The organism is Pseudomonas sp. MF5691, assembly GCF_016405645.1.
Taxonomy (GTDB): Bacteria; Pseudomonadota; Gammaproteobacteria; order Pseudomonadales; family Pseudomonadaceae; genus Aquipseudomonas; species Aquipseudomonas shahriarae.
This window is the reverse complement of record NZ_JAEKDC010000027.1, coordinates 1-17015: the sequence shown is the minus strand read 5'-3', so window position 1 is coordinate 17015 and position 17015 is coordinate 1. Positions and strand designations below refer to the sequence as shown.

12 protein-coding genes and 2 pseudogenes are annotated in these 17015 nt (G+C 61.3%); 6 read left to right on the top strand and 8 right to left on the bottom strand.

Annotation, left to right across the window (positions count from 1 at the left end; all coding sequences use genetic code 11):
- The first annotated feature begins 16 nt into the window (after positions 1–16).
- The 3 genes and pseudogenes from JFT44_RS25055 to JFT44_RS25045 all read left to right on the top strand — a co-directional run bounded on the left by JFT44_RS25055 (position 17) and on the right by JFT44_RS25045 (position 4388).
- Positions 17–1075 (top strand): HEAT repeat domain-containing protein, encoded by a 1059-nt coding sequence (locus JFT44_RS25055; protein ID WP_128593698.1) that lies wholly within the window; start codon positions 17–19, stop codon positions 1073–1075.
- 142 nt (positions 1076–1217) lie between these two features.
- Entirely contained in the window at positions 1218–2720 is a 1503-nt protein-coding gene (locus tag JFT44_RS25050) for an ATPase domain-containing protein (protein WP_057959759.1), read from the top strand.
- Positions 2717–4388: pseudogene (locus JFT44_RS25045) on the top strand (response regulator). The gene JFT44_RS25050 and the pseudogene JFT44_RS25045 overlap by 4 nt, the downstream one beginning before the upstream one ends.
- A 130-nt stretch (positions 4389–4518) precedes the next feature.
- On the opposite strand, the gene JFT44_RS25040 reads toward JFT44_RS25045, so the two are convergent.
- From JFT44_RS25040 to JFT44_RS25020, 5 genes are all read right to left on the bottom strand, one after another.
- Complete coding sequence (locus JFT44_RS25040; protein WP_057440084.1) at positions 4519–4896, bottom strand: response regulator; 378 nt, start codon at positions 4894–4896, stop codon at positions 4519–4521.
- Between the two features lie 78 nt (positions 4897–4974).
- A complete protein-coding gene (locus JFT44_RS25035) occupies positions 4975–6168 on the bottom strand; it encodes a hybrid sensor histidine kinase/response regulator (RefSeq protein ID WP_057959761.1) in 1194 nt (397 codons plus the stop codon).
- Positions 6162–6767: a chemotaxis protein CheB gene (locus JFT44_RS25030; protein WP_198831341.1), complete on the bottom strand. Its 606-nt coding sequence runs from the start codon at positions 6765–6767 to the stop codon at positions 6162–6164. The genes JFT44_RS25035 and JFT44_RS25030 overlap by 7 nt, the downstream gene beginning before the upstream one ends.
- On the bottom strand, positions 6764–7579 hold the full coding sequence (locus JFT44_RS25025; protein ID WP_057440081.1) for a protein-glutamate O-methyltransferase CheR: 816 nt from the start codon (positions 7577–7579) through the stop codon (positions 6764–6766). Before JFT44_RS25025 ends, JFT44_RS25030 begins: the two co-directional genes overlap by 4 nt.
- 15 nt (positions 7580–7594) lie before the next feature.
- A complete protein-coding gene (locus JFT44_RS25020; protein ID WP_057959763.1) occupies positions 7595–11095 on the bottom strand; it encodes a response regulator in 3501 nt (1166 codons plus the stop codon).
- Positions 11096–11318: 223 nt separating this feature from the next.
- Here JFT44_RS25020 and JFT44_RS25015 point away from each other — a divergent pair, with 223 nt between their 5' ends.
- Positions 11319–11681 carry a response regulator gene (locus tag JFT44_RS25015; RefSeq protein WP_057959764.1) on the top strand — a complete coding sequence of 121 codons (363 nt, stop codon included), beginning with the start codon at positions 11319–11321 and terminating at the stop codon, positions 11679–11681.
- Positions 11682–11804: 123 nt separating this feature from the next.
- Here the strand turns inward: JFT44_RS25015 and JFT44_RS25010 are convergent, their stop codons facing one another.
- The 3 genes and pseudogenes from JFT44_RS25010 to JFT44_RS25000 all read right to left on the bottom strand — a co-directional run bounded on the left by JFT44_RS25010 (position 11805) and on the right by JFT44_RS25000 (position 14779).
- Positions 11805–12476: a DUF3313 domain-containing protein gene (locus JFT44_RS25010; protein ID WP_115128137.1), complete on the bottom strand. Its 672-nt coding sequence runs from the start codon at positions 12474–12476 to the stop codon at positions 11805–11807.
- Between the two features lie 141 nt (positions 12477–12617).
- Entirely contained in the window at positions 12618–13112 is a 495-nt protein-coding gene (locus JFT44_RS25005; RefSeq protein WP_057959766.1) for a DUF934 domain-containing protein, read from the bottom strand.
- Positions 13109–14779: pseudogene (locus tag JFT44_RS25000) on the bottom strand (nitrite/sulfite reductase). The gene JFT44_RS25005 and the pseudogene JFT44_RS25000 overlap by 4 nt, the downstream one beginning before the upstream one ends.
- Positions 14780–15018: 239 nt before the next feature.
- Here JFT44_RS25000 and ccoN point away from each other — a divergent pair.
- Positions 15019–16446 (top strand): cytochrome-c oxidase, cbb3-type subunit I, encoded by a 1428-nt coding sequence (gene ccoN / locus JFT44_RS24995; RefSeq protein WP_198831340.1) that lies wholly within the window; start codon positions 15019–15021, stop codon positions 16444–16446.
- The gene (locus JFT44_RS24990; RefSeq protein ID WP_120732912.1) at positions 16446–16667 is read left to right on the top strand and encodes a cbb3-type cytochrome c oxidase subunit 3; all 222 of its coding nucleotides are present in this window, start codon (positions 16446–16448) and stop codon (positions 16665–16667) included. The genes ccoN and JFT44_RS24990 overlap by 1 nt, the downstream gene beginning before the upstream one ends.
- Positions 16668–17015: the final 348 nt, after the last annotated feature.

Here is a 17015-nt window from a genome sequence, read left to right as displayed (position 1 = left end):
GCTTTCGGACACCTGCATGTCAAAGTCACGCCGTTACGCGATCATCGGCCTGAGCGCCCTGTTATTGGTGGTACTGGTTTTTTGGTATTTCTCCCGCAGCCCGAGCGTGTCCGTGCCGCCGGCTGTTGCCCACGGTTACTCCAAAGCCCTGAAAAAAGCGCATAACGGCGAGCCCGGCGCCGCGCGCGTGCTCTATCAGCAACTGGGGCGACCAGACCTGTCCGACGTGCGCCGCGCCGCCCTGCACAACGAATTGCATAACTACCCAAGCCCCCAGGCCTTGAAGCTGGCGGACAAGGACTTGAGCCACCCATCCCCCCTGGTGCGCCAGGCAGCCATTGCCAGCATTGTCGGCCTGGTGCCCAGCGGCCAGCGCACCCTGTTGCTGGGCCCGTTGCTCGAGGATGACCAGCAAAGCGTGCGATTTGCCGCCGCCAACGCCCTGCTGGGCCTGTCGCCCGACACCCTGGGCCTGTATTTCGGCCCCTTGCAGCTCGTGCTGGATGAGTATGTAAAGTACCTCAAGGCCCAGCCCGAAAGCCCTGATGGCTGGATCCAGCTGGCGCGCCTGTACATCCACAGCGCCCTGTTGCCCGAGGCCCAACATGCCCTGGAGCAGGCGCTGCGCCTGGACCCGGACAACCTGCCGGCGGTGGTTTCACGCATCGAGTTGCTGGATAAACAGGGCAAGGTCGATGACTCGCGCCAGATCCTCGCCACCCAACTGCAAGCCCACCCCGAGTCAGCCTATCTGCAACACGCCCTGGGCATGTGGCTGCTGCACCATGGCGAACGGGAATACGCACTGCTGGGCCTGTCCAAGGCGGTGGAGCTGGAGCCCGACAATCAGGATTACCGCTACGACCTGGCCACCACCCTGCATGACCAGGAGGAACTGGAAGCCGCCCAGCGCCAGCTGGAAGAAATCGTCCAGCGCCATCCCGCCAACCGCAAGGCACGGGTGCTGTTGATCAACTACTGGAAGGAAAGCGGCCAGTTGCAGAACGTGCAGGTACTGCTGGCCCAACTGGAGCAGCAAAACCCGGACGATCCCGCGCTGCAGCAGGGCCTTTGAAGCGCTGCAGGCATTGAAAACTGTGGATTGGCCTGCACAAAAACGAGAAAACGTTGAACCGCCCCACAGCCCCACGGTCAAGTGAATATGGCGCGCCTTAGCCGGCACGCCGCTCAACTTATACGTGACCCGAGGGCACTTCTTGTCTACATCCAAAGAGCTGTTCACAGCAAAGGCGGCCACCGGCATCGAAGGTCTTGATGACATTCTTTCCGGGGGGCTATCGCGTAGCCATCTGTTCCTGCTCGAAGGTGAGCCCGGCACCGGCAAGACCACCGTGGCCCTGCATTTTCTCCAGGCCGGGGCCAAGGCAGGGGAACGATCGCTGTATATCACCCTGTCGGAAACCGAGCGCGAGCTGCGCCAGGGTGCCCAGTCCCACGGTTGGGAGCTGGATGAACATATCCATATCTTTGAACTGACCCCACCCGAAAGCCTGCTCAATGCCGAGCATCAGCAAAGCCTGCTGTACTCCTCCGACCTGGAGCTGGGCGAGGCCACCCGGCAGATCTTCGAGGTGGTGGAACGGGTCAAGCCGACCCGCGTGGTGATCGACAGCCTCTCGGAAATCCGCCTGCTGGCGCAAAGCTCGTTGCGCTATCGCCGGCAGATCCTGGCGATCAAGCACTACTTCGTGCGCTACGACGCCACCGTGCTGCTGCTGGATGACCTGACCACCGAATCCCTGGATAAGACCGTGCACAGCGTGGCCCACGGGGTGATCCGCCTGGAAGAACTGACCCCCAACTACGGCGCGGAACGACGCCGGGTCCGGGTGGTGAAGTACCGGGGCCAGAAGTATCGCGGCGGCTTCCACGATTTCACCATTATGCAAGACGGTGTGCATGTGTTCCCGCGCCTGGTGGCCGCCGAGCACCGCGGTGGCTACAACCGGCAGACCCTGACCAGCAGCATTCGCGAGCTGGATGCGCTGCTGGGCGGCGGTATCGAGACCGGCTCCAGCACCCTGATCCTCGGCCCTGCCGGTACCGGCAAGTCGCTGATCTCGATGATCTTCGCCGCTGCCGCAGTGGCCCGTGGCGAAAAAGCCGCCCTGTTTATTTTCGATGAAGAGCTGGGCCTGTTGTTCGACCGCATGAACAACATAGGCATCGACCTGGCCGCCCTACAAGCCACCGGCAATCTGCTGATCGAGCAGGTGGACGCCGCCGAGCTGTCGCCCGGCGAATTTTCCCACCGGGTGCGGCGCTGCGTGGATGAGCGCCAGATCAAGACCGTGGTTATCGACAGCATCAACGGTTATCAGGCGGCCATGCCCGAGGAAAACGCCCTGGTGCTGCACATGCACGAGCTGTTGCTGTACCTCAACCGCCGGGGCGCAGCGACCTTCATGACCGTGGCCCAGCACGGGTTGGTCGGCGACATGCAAGCGCCGGTGGATATCACCTATCTGGCCGACACCGTGATCCTGCTGCGCTACTTCGAGGCCCTGGGCAAAGTGCGACGGGCCATTTCCATCATCAAGAAACGCACCGGCAGCCATGAGTCGACCATTCGCGAATACCGCATCGGCAGCCAGGGCATGACCATCGGCGAACCCCTGGAAGCCTTCCAGGGCGTGCTGCGCGGCGTCCCCACCTACATGGGTGCCGGCAACCCGCTGCTCAAGGATGAGCGCTTGTGAGCAGCCTGCCGGCCATTTCCGAGCGCGCGATCATTCTCGCGCCCTTGGGACGGGACAGCACGCTGGCGCTGATGATGCTCAACGAAGCAGGTTTCAGCGGTATTGCGACCCCCAACCTGTCATCGCTCTGCGATGAACTGGAACAAGGCGCGGGCCTGCTGATCATCGCCGCCGAAGCGTTGCATGGGGTCGGGCTGGAGCCGCTGCTGGAGTATCTGCAGCAGCAGCCAGCCTGGTCGGACCTGCCCATCGTACTGCTGACCCACCATGGTGGCACCGAACAGAACGCCTCATCGCACTTGAGCGCCAGGCTGGGCAACATCACCTTGCTGGAGCGGCCGTTTCACCCGGTGACCCTGATCAGTCTGGTGACCACCGCTCTGCGCGGGCGGCGACGACAGTACGAAGCCCGCGACCGCCTGATCGACCTGAGCCAGAGCGAACTGCGCCTGCAAAGCACCCTGGAAACCCTTGAACAACAAGTCGAAGAACGCACTGCGCAATTGCGCAGCAACGAAGAAGCCTTGCGCCAGTCACAAAAAATGGAAGCCGTCGGCCAATTGACCGGCGGCATCGCCCACGACTTCAATAACATGCTCACCGGGATTATCGGCAGCCTGGAGCTGCTGCGCCGGCGCCTGGCCCGGGGCCGCCTGGATGACCTCGACAGCCTGATCGACCTGGGTGTGACCTCGGCCAACCGCGCCGCCGGCCTGACCCACCGCCTGCTGGCGTTTTCCCGCCGCCAGTCGCTGGATTCCAAGCCGGTGGAGATCAACCAACTGGTGACCTCCATGGGCGAACTGCTGCAACGCAGCCTCAATGAAAGCATCGTGCTCGACATGCAGTTGAGCGGGCAGCTGTGGACCGCCGAAGCCGACCCCAATCAACTGGAAAGCGCCCTGCTCAACCTGGCCCTGAATGCCCGGGACGCGATGCCTGATGGTGGCCGGCTGGTGGTGGAAACCCGTAATCGCCACCTCGACAACGTGTTTACCGCCGCCTACGGCACTTTAACCCCCGGCGACTACGTGGAGCTGAGTGTCATTGACACCGGCTGCGGTATGCCGGAAAACGTGATCAGCCGAGCCTTCGACCCCTTCTTCACCACCAAGCCCATCGGCCAGGGCACCGGCCTGGGTTTGTCGATGATCTACGGCTTCGCCCGCCAGTCCCATGGCCATGTGATCCTCCACAGCGAGGTCGGCAAAGGCACCACGGTGAGCCTGTTCCTGCCGCGCTGTGTCGGTGAAGTTACCGTCGATGCCCCCCCTGGACGCGACCCTGCCGCCATTCGCCAACGCCGGTGAAACCGTGCTGATCGTCGAGGATGACCCGGCGGTACGGGTGCTGGTGAGCCAGGTGCTGAGTGAGCTGGGCTATGCCTTTGTCGAAGCCGCGGATGCCGACAGTGCGCTACCGATTATCGAATCCAGCCAGCGCATTGATCTATTGGTCAGTGATGTAGGGTTGCCAGGGATGAACGGTCGCCAGTTGGCAGAGATCGGCAGGCAGATTCGCCCGGACTTGAAGGTGTTATTCATTACCGGGTATGCCGAGCATGCGGCGGTGCGCGGGGGGTTCCTGGATCCGGGCATGCAGTTGATCACCAAGCCCTTTACCTTCGACCTGCTGACGGCGAAGGTGCGGGAGATGATTGCGACGTGACACGGATGAGCACAGCGGGAGCCAGGCTCCCGCATCGCACAGCGATCAGGCAGCAGGTGCGCGTAGCACGCGGGCCTTGGTGAAGACGACTGCATGCTGATTATCGGCAAGCCAGTGCTGGTTTTTTACTTCACGCCAACAACCGTTGGATATGCTCCTGCAACGTATCCAGGTCAAACGGCTTGGCCAGGATCGGTGCATTGCGCGTAATCGGGCTATTGCAGTCGAGGATCTCCTGCGGATAACCACTGATAAAGATCACCTTCAGCTCCGGCCGCAGCTTGATCGCGGGCTCGGCAATCTGCACCCCGGAAATTCCGCCAGGCAGGCGATAGTCAGTCACCATCAAGTCCAGGTGGGGCTTGGAAGCGAGGATTTCAAAGGCCTGCTCGCCGTTGATGGCCTTCAGTACCCGGTACCCCAGGCCCGAAAGGTACTCGCCCAATACGAACATGATCGACTCGTCGTCCTCGACGATCAGTACAACATCTTGCGCATCTTCACTCATGGGAAGCCTTTGTCCGGTCAATTGCTGCTGATACGACCCTTGGGTCACGCAGAGGTTGCGTCTGGCTGACGATTGATTTCACGCCGCGCCCGCCAAAGGCAGGCACACACGGAACAATGCGCCCTCGCCTATCCGGCTCTCGACTTCAATCGTGCCGCCGTGGGCCGCAACGATCTGCTCAGAGATAAACAGCCCCAGGCCCAGCCCTGCCACCGCATGGTTGGCGGACACCCGCTCGAACTGCTGGAAAATCCGCTTCTGATTGTCTTCGCTGATACCGATCCCGCGATCCTGCACTTCCACCCTGGCCTCGCCATGTTCGGCGTACACCCGCACCGCCACCGGGCTCTTGGCGCCGTAGCGCAGGGCATTGGTCAGCAAGTTGGAGACTACCTGCTCAATACGAAACTCATCCCACTTGCCCTCCACCGGCTGCGGCGCATCCAGTTGCACCGACGACTCGGCCGCTGCCACTTGTGGAGCAAAGTTCTCCAGCAGGTTGCGCACCAACTGCGCCAGGTCGAAATGCCCCGGGCGGATCGACAGTTTACCGGTGCGGATCCGCGAGACGTCGAGCATGTCTTCGATCAAGCGGATCAGGCTCTGGATCTGCCGCTCATCGCGGTCGACCATGGCGTGCATCTTGTCCAAGGTAAAGGCGGCGGCGTTGTCCCGAGCCAGGTGCATCTTGCGCAGCTGGGTTTCCAGGATCAGGCCGTTGAGGGGCGTGCGCACCTCGTGGGCAACGATCGACATGAAGTCATCGCGCATGCGCACCGCCTGCTCCAGTTCCGCCTGGGTCGCCTGCAGGCGGTTGAGCAACAGTTCCTGCTCGCGGCGACTGTGCTCCAGGGCTTCGACCTGCAGCTTCATGGCCTTGCTCTGGCGATACAGGTCGACGAACACATTGACCTTGCTCTTGACCGCATGGATGTCCAGCGGCTTGTGCAGGAAGTCCACCGCACCGCTCTCATAGCCTTTGAAGGCGTAGTTGAGCTCACGACCGGCGGCGCTGACAAACACGATGGGAATGTTCTTGGTCTTTTCGGTGCCGCGCATCATTTCGGCCAGTTCGAAGCCATTCATGCCGGGCATCTGCACGTCGAGAATGGCCATGGCGAACTCGTGCTCCAACAGCAGCGACAAAGCTTCGTCGGCACTCAATGCCTTGTAGACATGACGGTCCTCGCGCTTGATCAGCGCTTCAAGGGCCAGCAGGTTTTCCGGCAGATCGTCGACGATCAGCAGTTTGGCCTGGATAGTACTTAGCATGGGGAGGGTTCCAGGGAAGCCAGCAAATCGCCAATGCGGCTCAAGGTGAGAATATGGTCAGGGGTATGCAGCGCCAGGGCCGCCATGGGCATTACGGCCACCCGGGCCTCCGCGGGGTCCTGGATGACGGTGGTACCGCCGCGCTGCTTGACCTGGGCCAGGCCGCGCGCGCCATCCTGGTTGGCGCCAGTCAGCAGGATCGCCAGCAGGTTCGGGCCATAGGCGTCGGCGGCCGACTCGAACAGATAATCAATGGCCGGGCGGGAGTGATGCACGCGCTCTTTCTGGCTCAAGGACAGGCTGTGGTCATGCTCCACCGACAGGTGGTAGCCGGGGCTGGCAAAATACAGGGTGCCGGGCTGGATCGTTTCCTTGTCCCGGGCTTCTACTACCGGTATTGCCAGACGCCGATCAAAGACTTCTGCCAACTGGCTGCGACGTTCATCCGGCAAGTGCAGCACGGCGATGATCGGTAGGTTGAACCCTGGCGCCAAGGCCCCGAAAACACTCAGCAACGCCTCGACCCCGCCAGCGGAAGCGCCAACGACAATGGCTTGGACACCCGACACCAAGGCCGGGCTGGCAGCTGCTTCATTCATGATTTGCGGTAGATCCGTTCTTGCTTGACCAGGGGTTCGAACTGTTTGCTGTAGGCGGAGAAGTCCAGGGTTTCCTTACTGCCCAGCACCAGGAAGCCACGATGACACAGCGACTCATGAAACAATCCAAAGGCCCTATCCTGCAACTTTTTATTGAAATAAATCAGCACGTTACGACATGAAATTAATTGTGTTTCTGAGAATACGCTATCCGTCGCCAGGCTGTGGTCGGCGAACGTTACGTTCTCGCGCAGAGTCTTGTCGAAGATTGCGTAATCGTAGGCCGCCGTGTAGTAATCGGCAAACGACCGCTGCCCGCCCGCCTGCTGGTAGTTGTGGGTATAGGCTCGCACACTCTCCAGGGAGAAGATCCCCTGCTTGGCCTTTTCCAGGGAGCTGGGGTTGATATCAGTGGCATAGATGATCGTGCGTTCAAGCAGCCCCTCCTCACGCAGCAGGATGGCCATGGAGTACACCTCCTCCCCCGTGCTGCAACCGGCGATCCAGATCTTGATCGACGGATAGGTCTTGAGCAGTGGCACCACTTCCTGGCGAATGGCCAGGAAGTGCGACGGATCACGAAACATCTCGCTGACCGGAATGGTCAGGAACTGCAGCAACTGCATAAAGGCCGTGGGATCGTGCAACACCCGCTCCTGCAAGGCCGAAATGGTCTTGCAGTCGAACTGGCGCAAGGCATGGGCCACACGGCGCTTGACCGAAGCCCCTGAGTAGTCGCGAAAGTCATAGCTGTACTTGAGGTAAATCGCCTCGATCAGCAAGCGCAGTTCAATATCAGTACTTCGATCCACTTAGTGTATTTCCACTTAAATGCGTTCCATCTTGGGCAACCACACCCGGATCAGCGAGAACAGGCGGTCCAGGTCAATGGGCTTGGCCAGGTAATCGTTGGAGCCCGCCGCGAGGCAGCGTTCCTGGTCGTCTTTCATCGCCTTGGCCGTCACCGCGATGATCGGCAGCTTGCGCCAGCGCGGATCCTGGCGGATCAGGGCGGTGGCTTCGTAGCCGTCCATCTCCGGCATCATCACGTCCATCAACACCAGGTCGATGTCCTCGACCTCATTGAGTCTCTCGATGGCCTCACGGCCGTTACGGCCAATGACCACAATCGCGCCCTTGTGCTCCAGGGCGCTGGTGAGGGCGAAGATGTTGCGTACATCGTCGTCCACCAGCAGCACCTTGCGCCCCTCGAAGACCTTGTCGCGACTGCGGGCGGTCTTGAGCATCTTCTGCCGCTCCTGGGACAGCTGGGATTCGACTTTGTGCAAAAAGAGTGTCACTTCATCCAGCAACCGTTCAGGTGAACGTGCGCCCTTGATGATGATCGAGCGCGAATACTTGCGCAGCTCCGCCTCTTCGTCCCGGGTCAGGTTGCGCCCGGTGTAGACGATCACCGGCGGGAACGAACAGATATCCTCGGTGGCCATGCGCTTGAGCAACTCGTTACCGAGCATGTCCGGCAGCTTGAGGTCGATGATCATGCAGTCGTAGACCGTGCTGCGCAGCAGGTCCAATGCTTCCTGGGCGAAGCCGACGGCGGTGATTTCAATGTCTTCATCGCCGATCAGGCGGGCGATGCTCTCGCGCTGCAAGTCGTCGTCTTCCACCAGCAGGATGCGTTTGACCTTCTGCGTCAGCTTGGCCTCCAGGCGTGCAAACACGTCCTTGAGCTCTTCGCGGGTGGTGGGCTTGACGGCATAGCCGATGGCGCCCATATGCATGGCGGCCTCCACGCGATCCTCCACGGAAATCACATGCACCGGGATGTGGCGGGTCTCGGCGTGCTCCTTGAGGCGTTGCAGCACGGTGAGCCCGGAGTGGTCCGGCAGGCGCATGTCCAGCAGGATCGCGTCGGGCAGGTACTGCTCGGCGAGGTTGTAGCCCTCGTCCGCACCATGGGCCACCAGGCAGTGGTAGCCCAGTTCATGGGCCAGGTCGAAGAGGATCCGTGCAAAGTTCGGCTCGTCCTCCACTACCAGGATGCAACGGGTGGCGAACGGTGCCAGCTCGCGGTCGTCGGCAAAACGCGGGATCAATGCTTCGTCTGCCACCGGCAGCGGCGAAATTTTCACTGGCGCCACGGGTGCCGGGGCAACCGTCACGGCCCGCGACTGCTCGATAGCCGGCGCGTCTTCGTCGCGCTCCACATACTGCTCCGGCAGCACCAGGGTGAAGATACTGCCCTGGCCCGGCTCACTGGTGACATTGATATAGCCGCCAAGCAAGGTGGCCAGGTCACGGGAAATCGACAGCCCCAGGCCCGTACCGCCATAACGACGGTTGGTGGTGCCATCAGCCTGGCGGAACGCCTCGAAGATGCTTTCCTGCTGGTCCAGGGCGATGCCGATCCCGGAGTCGCGCACGGTAAAGGCAATGCCCTCCCCCGGCTGGCGGGAAATGGTCAGGCTGACCTGGCCCTTCTCGGTGAACTTGACCGCATTGGACAGCAGGTTCTTGAGGATCTGCTCCAGGCGCTGGCGGTCAGTGAACAGCATCAGTGGCGCGCCGGCCTGGACCTCCACCTGGAAACCCAGCTTGCGGTCGCTGGCCAACGGCTCGAACATCCCGCGCAAGCCCTCGGCCAGGCGCGCCACGCTGGTGTTTTCGGGGCGCATATCGAGCTTGCCGGCCTCGACCTTGGCGATATCCAGGATGTCGTTGATCAGGTTGAGCAGGTCGTTACCCGCCGAGTAGATCGACTCGGCAAACTTGACCTGTTCGGCGCTGAGGTTTTCCTCGGAGTTCTCCGCCAGCAACTTGGCCAGGATCAGCGAGCTGTTGAGCGGCGTACGCAGCTCATGGGACATATTGGCCAGGAACTCGGACTTGTACTTGCTCGAGCGCTGCAACTCATCGGCGCGCTCCTCCAGCTCGACCTGTACGCGATTGAGCTCGACGTTCTTGCGGTCCATGGCGTCGCGCTGGTCGGCGAGGATCTGGGTCTGATCGGCCAACTGTTCGTTGGTCTGTTCCAGCTCGGCCTGCTGGGTTTCCAGGTGGGCCTGGGACTCCTTGAGGATGCGCGACTGCTCTTCCAGCTCCTCGTTGGCGGTCTTGAGCTCTTCCTGCTGCACTTGCAGCTCTTCATTGAGCTGCTGGGTCTCGGCCAGTACTTCCTGCAGGCGCTGGCGATAGCGCGCCGCCTCGATGGACGTGCCGATATTGCCGGCGATCAGCTCCAGCAGCTCCACATCGCGCTCGTCCAGTGCGCGCAGAAAGCCCAGCTCGATCACCCCGTTGACCCGATCATCATCGCTGGTCGGCACCACCAGCACGCTGCGCGGTGCGCCATCGCCCAGGCCGGAACTGACCTTGAAGTAGTCCACCGGCACATCATCCAGGCGAATCAAGCGATGCTGCTGGGCAGCCTGGCCGACGATGCCCTCGTCGCGGTAGATCGCCTGCTCCTGCTGCTCCTGCTCACGGGAGAAGCCATACGTCGCCACGCGCTTGAGGCCACCGTGCTCCTCGCGCACATACAGCGCGGCCACCACCGAGCCCATGTATTGGGCACAGAACTGCAGGATATTGCGCCCCAGCAGGTTCAGGGTCAGTTGGCCAAGCACCTGTTCGGCCAGCTCGGTCTGGCCGTTGCGCAGCCAGGCCTGCTGTTCCAGGCGCTTGGCAATCTTCATCTGCGAGGCCAGGTTGGCACTGTAACTGTCTGAAAGAGCTAATAGATTCTTCCTTCCGACATAGGCCAGGAAGCCGCTCAAGCCCAACACGAACAGCAAGTAAACCGCCACGCTGAATACCGTGGTGCGGGTCACGTCCTTATTACGCTCGAGCCGGAACTGCTGCTCCATGGCAATCGCTGCGTCGTATTCCTTGCGGATCTCGTCGGTCAGACGCTTACCCCGCCCGGCCTTCACCGCGCCACGGTAGTCGCCGTTTTGCCGTTGCATGTCGATCATCGTCTGGGCGTAGTTGTTCCACTCCAGCTGCAATGACTCCAGGCGCTTGAGACGATCCACTTGCTGGGGGTTATCCGCGACCAACGACTGCAAATTGCGCAGATCGGAAATGATCCGCGGCTTGGCCACCTCGTAGGGGTCGAGGAAATGCTCGTCGCCGGTAATCAGGAACCCGCGCATGCCGGTTTCCTGATCCACCGTCAGTTTTGCGGTCTCATTAAGGTTATTGATCACCCGGTCCGTGTGTTCCACCCACTGGATCACCGACAACAGATAGGTGATCAGGCACACGAAAAACACCGCGCTGAGCACGCCCACACCCAACGGCAAAGCCACGTTGCGGCTCAGGAGTTTGCGGAAGCTGTTTTCATCGACTGACGAAGCGGGAGTCATGGGCGTGCCTTGGCCAAGTGCGGAAAAACCGGAAGTTTGCCCCAAAATCGACCACAAGGGCTATGTTTCTGCCGTATTTCAACGACACAGCCAGGACATCAAGCCTGATTATCGGCACAATGCCCGCCCTGTTTCGGGAACTTGCCGGGATCGACGCAACTCACTAGAGGATGGTCTTTCAACTGCTCAAGACCTGTACCTCCACTATCTGGGAACCCTCACTATGTCCGCAGCCTCCACCATCCTTGTCGTCGAAGACGACGCCATCGTGCGCATGTTGATCGTCGATGTGCTCGAAGAACTGGAGTTCAAGGTGCTTGAGGCGGCAGACGCCGAAGCGGCGCTGGCGTTCTTGGAAGACAGCGCCCATGTGATCGACCTGATGATGACCGACTGGGGCCTGCCGGGCATGAATGGCAAGGAACTGGCGGATAAAACCTGCACATTGCGCCCAGCCCTGCCCATCCTGCTTGCCAGTGGCTATGCCGAAAACATTGAGTTGCCTGCCGGTGTGCAGATGATTGCCAAGCCGTTCTCCATTGAGCAACTGCGCGACAAAGTCAAAGGCATGCTGGTGGGCGGCTGATCGCACCCAGGTGTCCGTAGGCAGCCTTGTTGTGGCGAGGGGGCTTGCTCCCGCTGGGGCGCGAAGCGGCCCTGAAACGAGACTGGGGCCAGCCCGCTCACCACAAGCCACTGTTCGCGCTCGCTATTTGGCCTTGAACTTGGAGTAGGACTGGTGCAAATCAGCCGCCCAGCCGTCTATCACCCCCTTCACGTCAGCCGCTTTCATGACCTGGCTATCGTTGTCCAGCGGCTTGCCAGTGCCTTTGCGCACAACCTGGGCAAGCACCCGCCCACTGTCACCATCGAGAAACTGCGCCTCGGTGCCCAAGGTGGTTTCCTGGTCGCGAATCCCCGTGCCGGTACTCACCGCTGCTGCCACCAGGGCCACCGGAATGAATTCATAGGGCTTGAGGCCTTCAGTCTTGCGACTGACCGCCGTGATCGCCGCCCGTACCACGATCACCCCGGGGCCCGGAGCGCTGGCCAGTGGCAGTGACTTGACCAGCTCACGCTTTAGCGCCTGGTTGTAGTACTCGTTGATGCTGCGCAAGGTGTCTTCGGGGATTTGCGCCGTGGCTTGGGGCTTGGGGAAAAACTGGGTCGGTTCGATATACACCGAGGTGTAGCGCTTCAGATTCAGCTTGGGATCGACCCAGCGCATCACCTCTACGCCCGATGGCGACTTGGCTTCCTTCAACTGGCTGTAGTCCGAAAGAAACCCCGAATACTCGTCCGGCTGTGGGACTTTACTCGCGCAACCGGCCACCCCGAGTGAGGCAATACACAACGCACTGATCATCAGCCCTAGCTTCATGGCGCAACTCCTTGGCGTTTATCGCCGAAACGTGAAGTTACAGGTATAGCCAATTCCTCAGAAATAACCTGCCTCCAGCCCCCAAGTGCGGGTTATTTCGCAGCTTCGATTTGCCCCGCAGTTGGGCGCTCCTGCTTAACCTCAGCGCCGCCGAAACAGCGGCCGCGGCTCAATCACCGAGCGGCCATAGCTCACACTCATGCCCGCCAGGCCCTTGAGCGCGTCAGCGGCCGACTTGTCCTCGCGCACGGCGAACCCATCGAAGCCACACTGGCGCATATGGCTGAGCTGGTCGCGCAGCACATCCCCCACCGCCCGCAACTCACCCTGCCAGCCCAGGCGGGTGCGCAGCAGGTAGGCCTGGCTGTAGGCTCGGCCATCGCGAAAGCTGGGGAAGTCCAGGGCAATCAGCGGCAGCACATCCAGCCACGGCTGCAGGTGTTCCACTTCATCATCCGGGCCGAGCCACACCGCGTCCTGTGGCGGGTCTGGCGCAATGCGCCGGCTCAGCCACAGGGCCAGCGGCAGAATCAGCGCCCCCTCGGGCAGCGCTACTTGTGCATCGCGCACCAGGGTCCAGGGGTCATCGTGCTTGATACGCGCCACGCCCTGTTCCAGGCTCAACAGATTGTTCATGCCGGTTGCACCACGCTGCCATACACCCGCTCCTTGAACGGCTCCAGGCCGATGCGTTGCACGGTGTCGATAAAGGGCTCGTCACTCTCCCGGTAGCGGACGTAGGTGGCGATCAGGCGGGAGATCACATCCGGGATTTGTGCCGCACTGAACGATGGGCCAATCACCTTGCCCAGCGCGCTGGCCTTGCCCTGGGCACCGCCCAGGGTGACCTGGTACCACTCGCTGCCATTTTTATCGACCCCCAGGATGCCGATATTGCCGATATGGTGATGCCCACAGGCATTGATGCAGCCGGAGATGTTCAGGCTGATATCACCCAGGTCATGCAGGTAGTCGAGGTTGTCGAAGCGCTGCTGGATCGCCTGGGCGATGGGGATCGACTTGGCGTTGGCCAGGGCACAGAAGTCGCCGCCCGGGCAGGCGATGATATCGGTCAGCAAGCCGACATTGGCGCTGCCCAGGCCCTGCTCGCAGGCCAGGGTCCACAAGGCATGCAACTGCGCCTTGGGCACATCCGGCAGCACGATGTTCTGTTCATGGGCGATGCGGATTTCACCGAAGCCGAACTGTTCGGCCCACTGCGCCACGGCGTCCATCTGCGCGGCACTCACGTCGCCCGGCGGCGCGGCGATCCCCGGCTTGGTGGACAGCACCACACTGCTATAGCCGGGTACTTTGTGGGGCTGCACATTGCGTGTCACCCAGCGCGCGAACGCCGGGCTGTCGGCCATGTGCGTGCCAAAGTCCAGGTCGGTATCGGGCAGGGCCTGATAGTCCGGTGGTACAAAGGCCGAGGCCACGCGCTGGTACTCATCCTCGGTCAATTGCGCCGGGCCATCGCGCAGGTGCTGCCACTCCTCCTCCACTTCCCGGGAAAACGCCTCGATACCCAGGGCCTTGACCAGGATCTTGATCCGCGCCTTGTATTTGTTATCCCGCCGGCCATGGCGGTTGTACACGCGCAGGACCGCTTCGACATACGACAGCAGATGCTGTCAGGGCAAGCCATCGCGAATCTGCAAGCCGAGGATCGGCGTGCGCCCGAGGCCACCGCCCACCAGCACGCGCAACAGCATCTGGCCGTCGGCGTCCTGATATAGATAAAGGCCGATGTCATGCATCATGATCGCCGCCCGGTCCTGGCGCGCCGAGCAGATGGCGATCTTGAACTTGCGCGGCAAAAACAGGAATTCGGGGTTGATGGTCGACCATTGCCGCAGGATCTCTGCGAGCGGGCGCGGGTCCAGCAGTTCGTCGGCGGCCACCCCGGCAAAGGCTTCGGTGGTGATGTTGCGCACGCAGTTGCCCGAGGTCTGGATCGCATGCATGTCGACTTCGGCCAGGCGCTGGAGGATGTCGGGCACCTGCTGCAACTCGATCCAGTTGAACTGCATGTTCTGGCGCGTGGTGAAGTGGCCGTAGCCGCGGTCGTAATCCCGGGCAATGCTCGCCAGGGTGCGCAGCTGCTGCGCACCGAGGGTGCCGTAGGGAATCGCCACCCGCAGCATATACGCATGCTTTTGCAGGTACAGGCCGTTTTGCAGGCGCAGCGGCAGGAATTCCTCTTCGCTCAAGTCGCCAGCGACAAACCGTTCGACCTGATCACGAAACTGCGCCACACGCTCGAAGACCAGGGCCCGGTCGTACTCATCGTACCGATACATCTCGCTACCTCATCATGGCTGACCGCGCTCGACGGCAGCGGTTTCTATGGGGGCGACTATGCACCTACAGCTCAAGACGTCACAGATTCAGCTAAAAACTAAAAAACCATATCAGCCACGGAATACCCCATGTTTTAAGGGATAGATTCTGATCCGTATTAATGTAGTTTTTCTGAGCCTGTTTTGTTTTTCATGGATTTCCTACAGTGCCCGGGACTTGAAACCGTGGAAGACTGACCATGAGCACAGCATCAACCGGGCAGGCCTATAACTATAAGGTTGTCCGTCAATTCGTCATCGCCACCGTGGTTTGGGGCGTTATCGGCATGGCCATGGGCGTTTGGATCGCCTCGCAACTGGTATGGCCGGACATGAACCTGGACCTGCCCTGGACCACGTTTGGCCGGTTAAGGCCGCTGCACACCAGCCTGGTGATTTTCGGCTTTGCCGGCAGCGCGCAATTTGCCGCCAGCTACTACGCGGTCCAACGTACCTGCCAGGTGCGCCTGTACAGCGACTGGCTCGCCGCCTTTACGTTCTGGGGTTGGCAATCGGTGATCGTGATCATGCTGATCACCCTGCCCCTGGGCTACACCACCACCAAGGAATACGCCGAGATCGAATTCTCCGGCGCAGTGTGGATGACTGTGGTGTGGGTGGCCTACGCCATCGTGTTCTTCACCACCGTGGTGCAACGCAAGACCCAGCACATCTACGTCGGCAACTGGTTTTTCGGCGCGTTTATCGTGGTGATCGCCATGCTGCACGTGGTCAACCACCTTTCCATCCCGGTGGACTGGTTCAAGTCCTACCCGGTGTATTCCGGCGCCACCGACGCCATGGTGCAGTGGTGGTACGGGCATAACGCAGTAGGGTTCTTCCTGACCACCGGGTTCCTGGGGATGATGTATTACTTCGTGCCCAAGCAAGTCGGGCGGCCGGTGTATTCCTATCGCCTGTCCATCGTGCACTTCTGGGCGCTGATCACCCTGTACATTTGGGCCGGGCCTCACCACCTGCACTACACCGCGCTGCCAGACTGGGCGCAGTCGTTAGGCATGGCCATGTCACTGATCCTGCTGGCGCCCAGCTGGGGCGGGATGATCAACGGCATGATGACCCTGTCGGGTGCCTGGCATAAGTTGCGCACCGACCCGATCCTGCGGTTTCTGGTGTTGTCGTTGGCGTTCTACGGCATGTCGACCTTTGAGGGGCCGATGATGGCGATCAAGACGGTCAACGCCCTGTCCCACTACACCGACTGGACCATCGGCCACGTCCACGCGGGTGCCTTGGGCTGGGTGGCGATGATCACCTTTGGCTCGCTGTACCACATGATCCCGAAAATCTTCGGCCGCGAGCAGATGTACAGCGTGCCGCTGATCAACCTGCACTTCTGGCTGGCAAGCATCGGCACCGTGCTGTACATCGCCTCGATGTGGATCAATGGCATCACCCAGGGCCTGATGTGGCGGGCGGTCAACGACGACGGCACCCTCACCTACTCGTTCGTCGAGGCCTTGCAGGCCAGCCACCCGGGGTTTGTGGTGCGGTTTGCCGGTGGGGTGTTCTTCCTGGGCGGCATGTTGCTGATGGCCTACAACACCTGGCGCACCGTACGGGTGGCTGACTTGAAGGTGGCGCACAGTGATGCGCAGATCGCCTGATGTGGGAGGTCATTTTCAACCTGGCGGCGGTGATCTGCCTGTATGGCGCCGTGGAGTACTGCCTGCGCGGGCAATCGGGAACCGAGCTGGATGAGGCGAGCCTGATACCGTTTGCCGACGACCCGGAAGTGGCGCGGCGGGTGGAGCTGGCGACGGGCAAGCAGGTCAAGGCGGTGGCGCCTGAAGAGGCCAGGCCGGGCTGGGGTAATGTAGAGCTCTAAAGCTCGGTGTTGGGCTTTTTGTGGGAGCGGGCTTGTGTGGGAGCGGGCTTGCCCGCGATGGCCATAGGTGTCTACACAACTCGCTCTTTTTGGTTATTGGGAATGAGTACATATCCGTTGCTGCGGTTACGGCCACTTAGGGTTCCGCCCTTACGGCGGCTCACTTTGGAAGAGCGCCAAAGTAAGCAAAGCGCTCTTGCCCCACCACTCGGTGCCTCGCTTAGGCTCGGCATGCCCGCAGTCAGGCATTGCTCCGTGGGCCCGCCGCGATCGGCCATCCCTGGCCGTGTCGCGGCTACCCCGGCATCCATGCCGGGGTGCCCACTGCGCAATACCTGCCTGCGGCCA

What these genes read in the sequence shown, in the direction of transcription:
- JFT44_RS25015 (WP_057959764.1), top strand. Translation starts at nt 11,319, where the DNA reads ATGTCCGCAGCCTCCACCATCCTTGTCGTCGAAGACGACGCCATCGTG.
- JFT44_RS25040 (WP_057440084.1), bottom strand. Translation starts at nt 4,896, where the DNA reads ATGAGTGAAGATGCGCAAGATGTTGTACTGATCGTCGAGGACGACGAG.
- JFT44_RS25005 (WP_057959766.1), bottom strand. Translation starts at nt 13,112, where the DNA reads ATGAACAATCTGTTGAGCCTGGAACAGGGCGTGGCGCGTATCAAGCAC.
- JFT44_RS25030 (WP_198831341.1), bottom strand. Translation starts at nt 6,767, where the DNA reads ATGAATGAAGCAGCTGCCAGCCCGGCCTTGGTGTCGGGTGTCCAAGCC.
- JFT44_RS25010 (WP_115128137.1), bottom strand. Translation starts at nt 12,476, where the DNA reads ATGAAGCTAGGGCTGATGATCAGTGCGTTGTGTATTGCCTCACTCGGG.
- JFT44_RS25055 (WP_128593698.1), top strand. Translation starts at nt 17, where the DNA reads ATGTCAAAGTCACGCCGTTACGCGATCATCGGCCTGAGCGCCCTGTTA.
- JFT44_RS25020 (WP_057959763.1), bottom strand. Translation starts at nt 11,095, where the DNA reads ATGACTCCCGCTTCGTCAGTCGATGAAAACAGCTTCCGCAAACTCCTG.
- JFT44_RS24990 (WP_120732912.1), top strand. Translation starts at nt 16,446, where the DNA reads ATGTGGGAGGTCATTTTCAACCTGGCGGCGGTGATCTGCCTGTATGGC.
- ccoN (WP_198831340.1), top strand. Translation starts at nt 15,019, where the DNA reads ATGAGCACAGCATCAACCGGGCAGGCCTATAACTATAAGGTTGTCCGT.
- JFT44_RS25035 (WP_057959761.1), bottom strand. Translation starts at nt 6,168, where the DNA reads ATGCTAAGTACTATCCAGGCCAAACTGCTGATCGTCGACGATCTGCCG.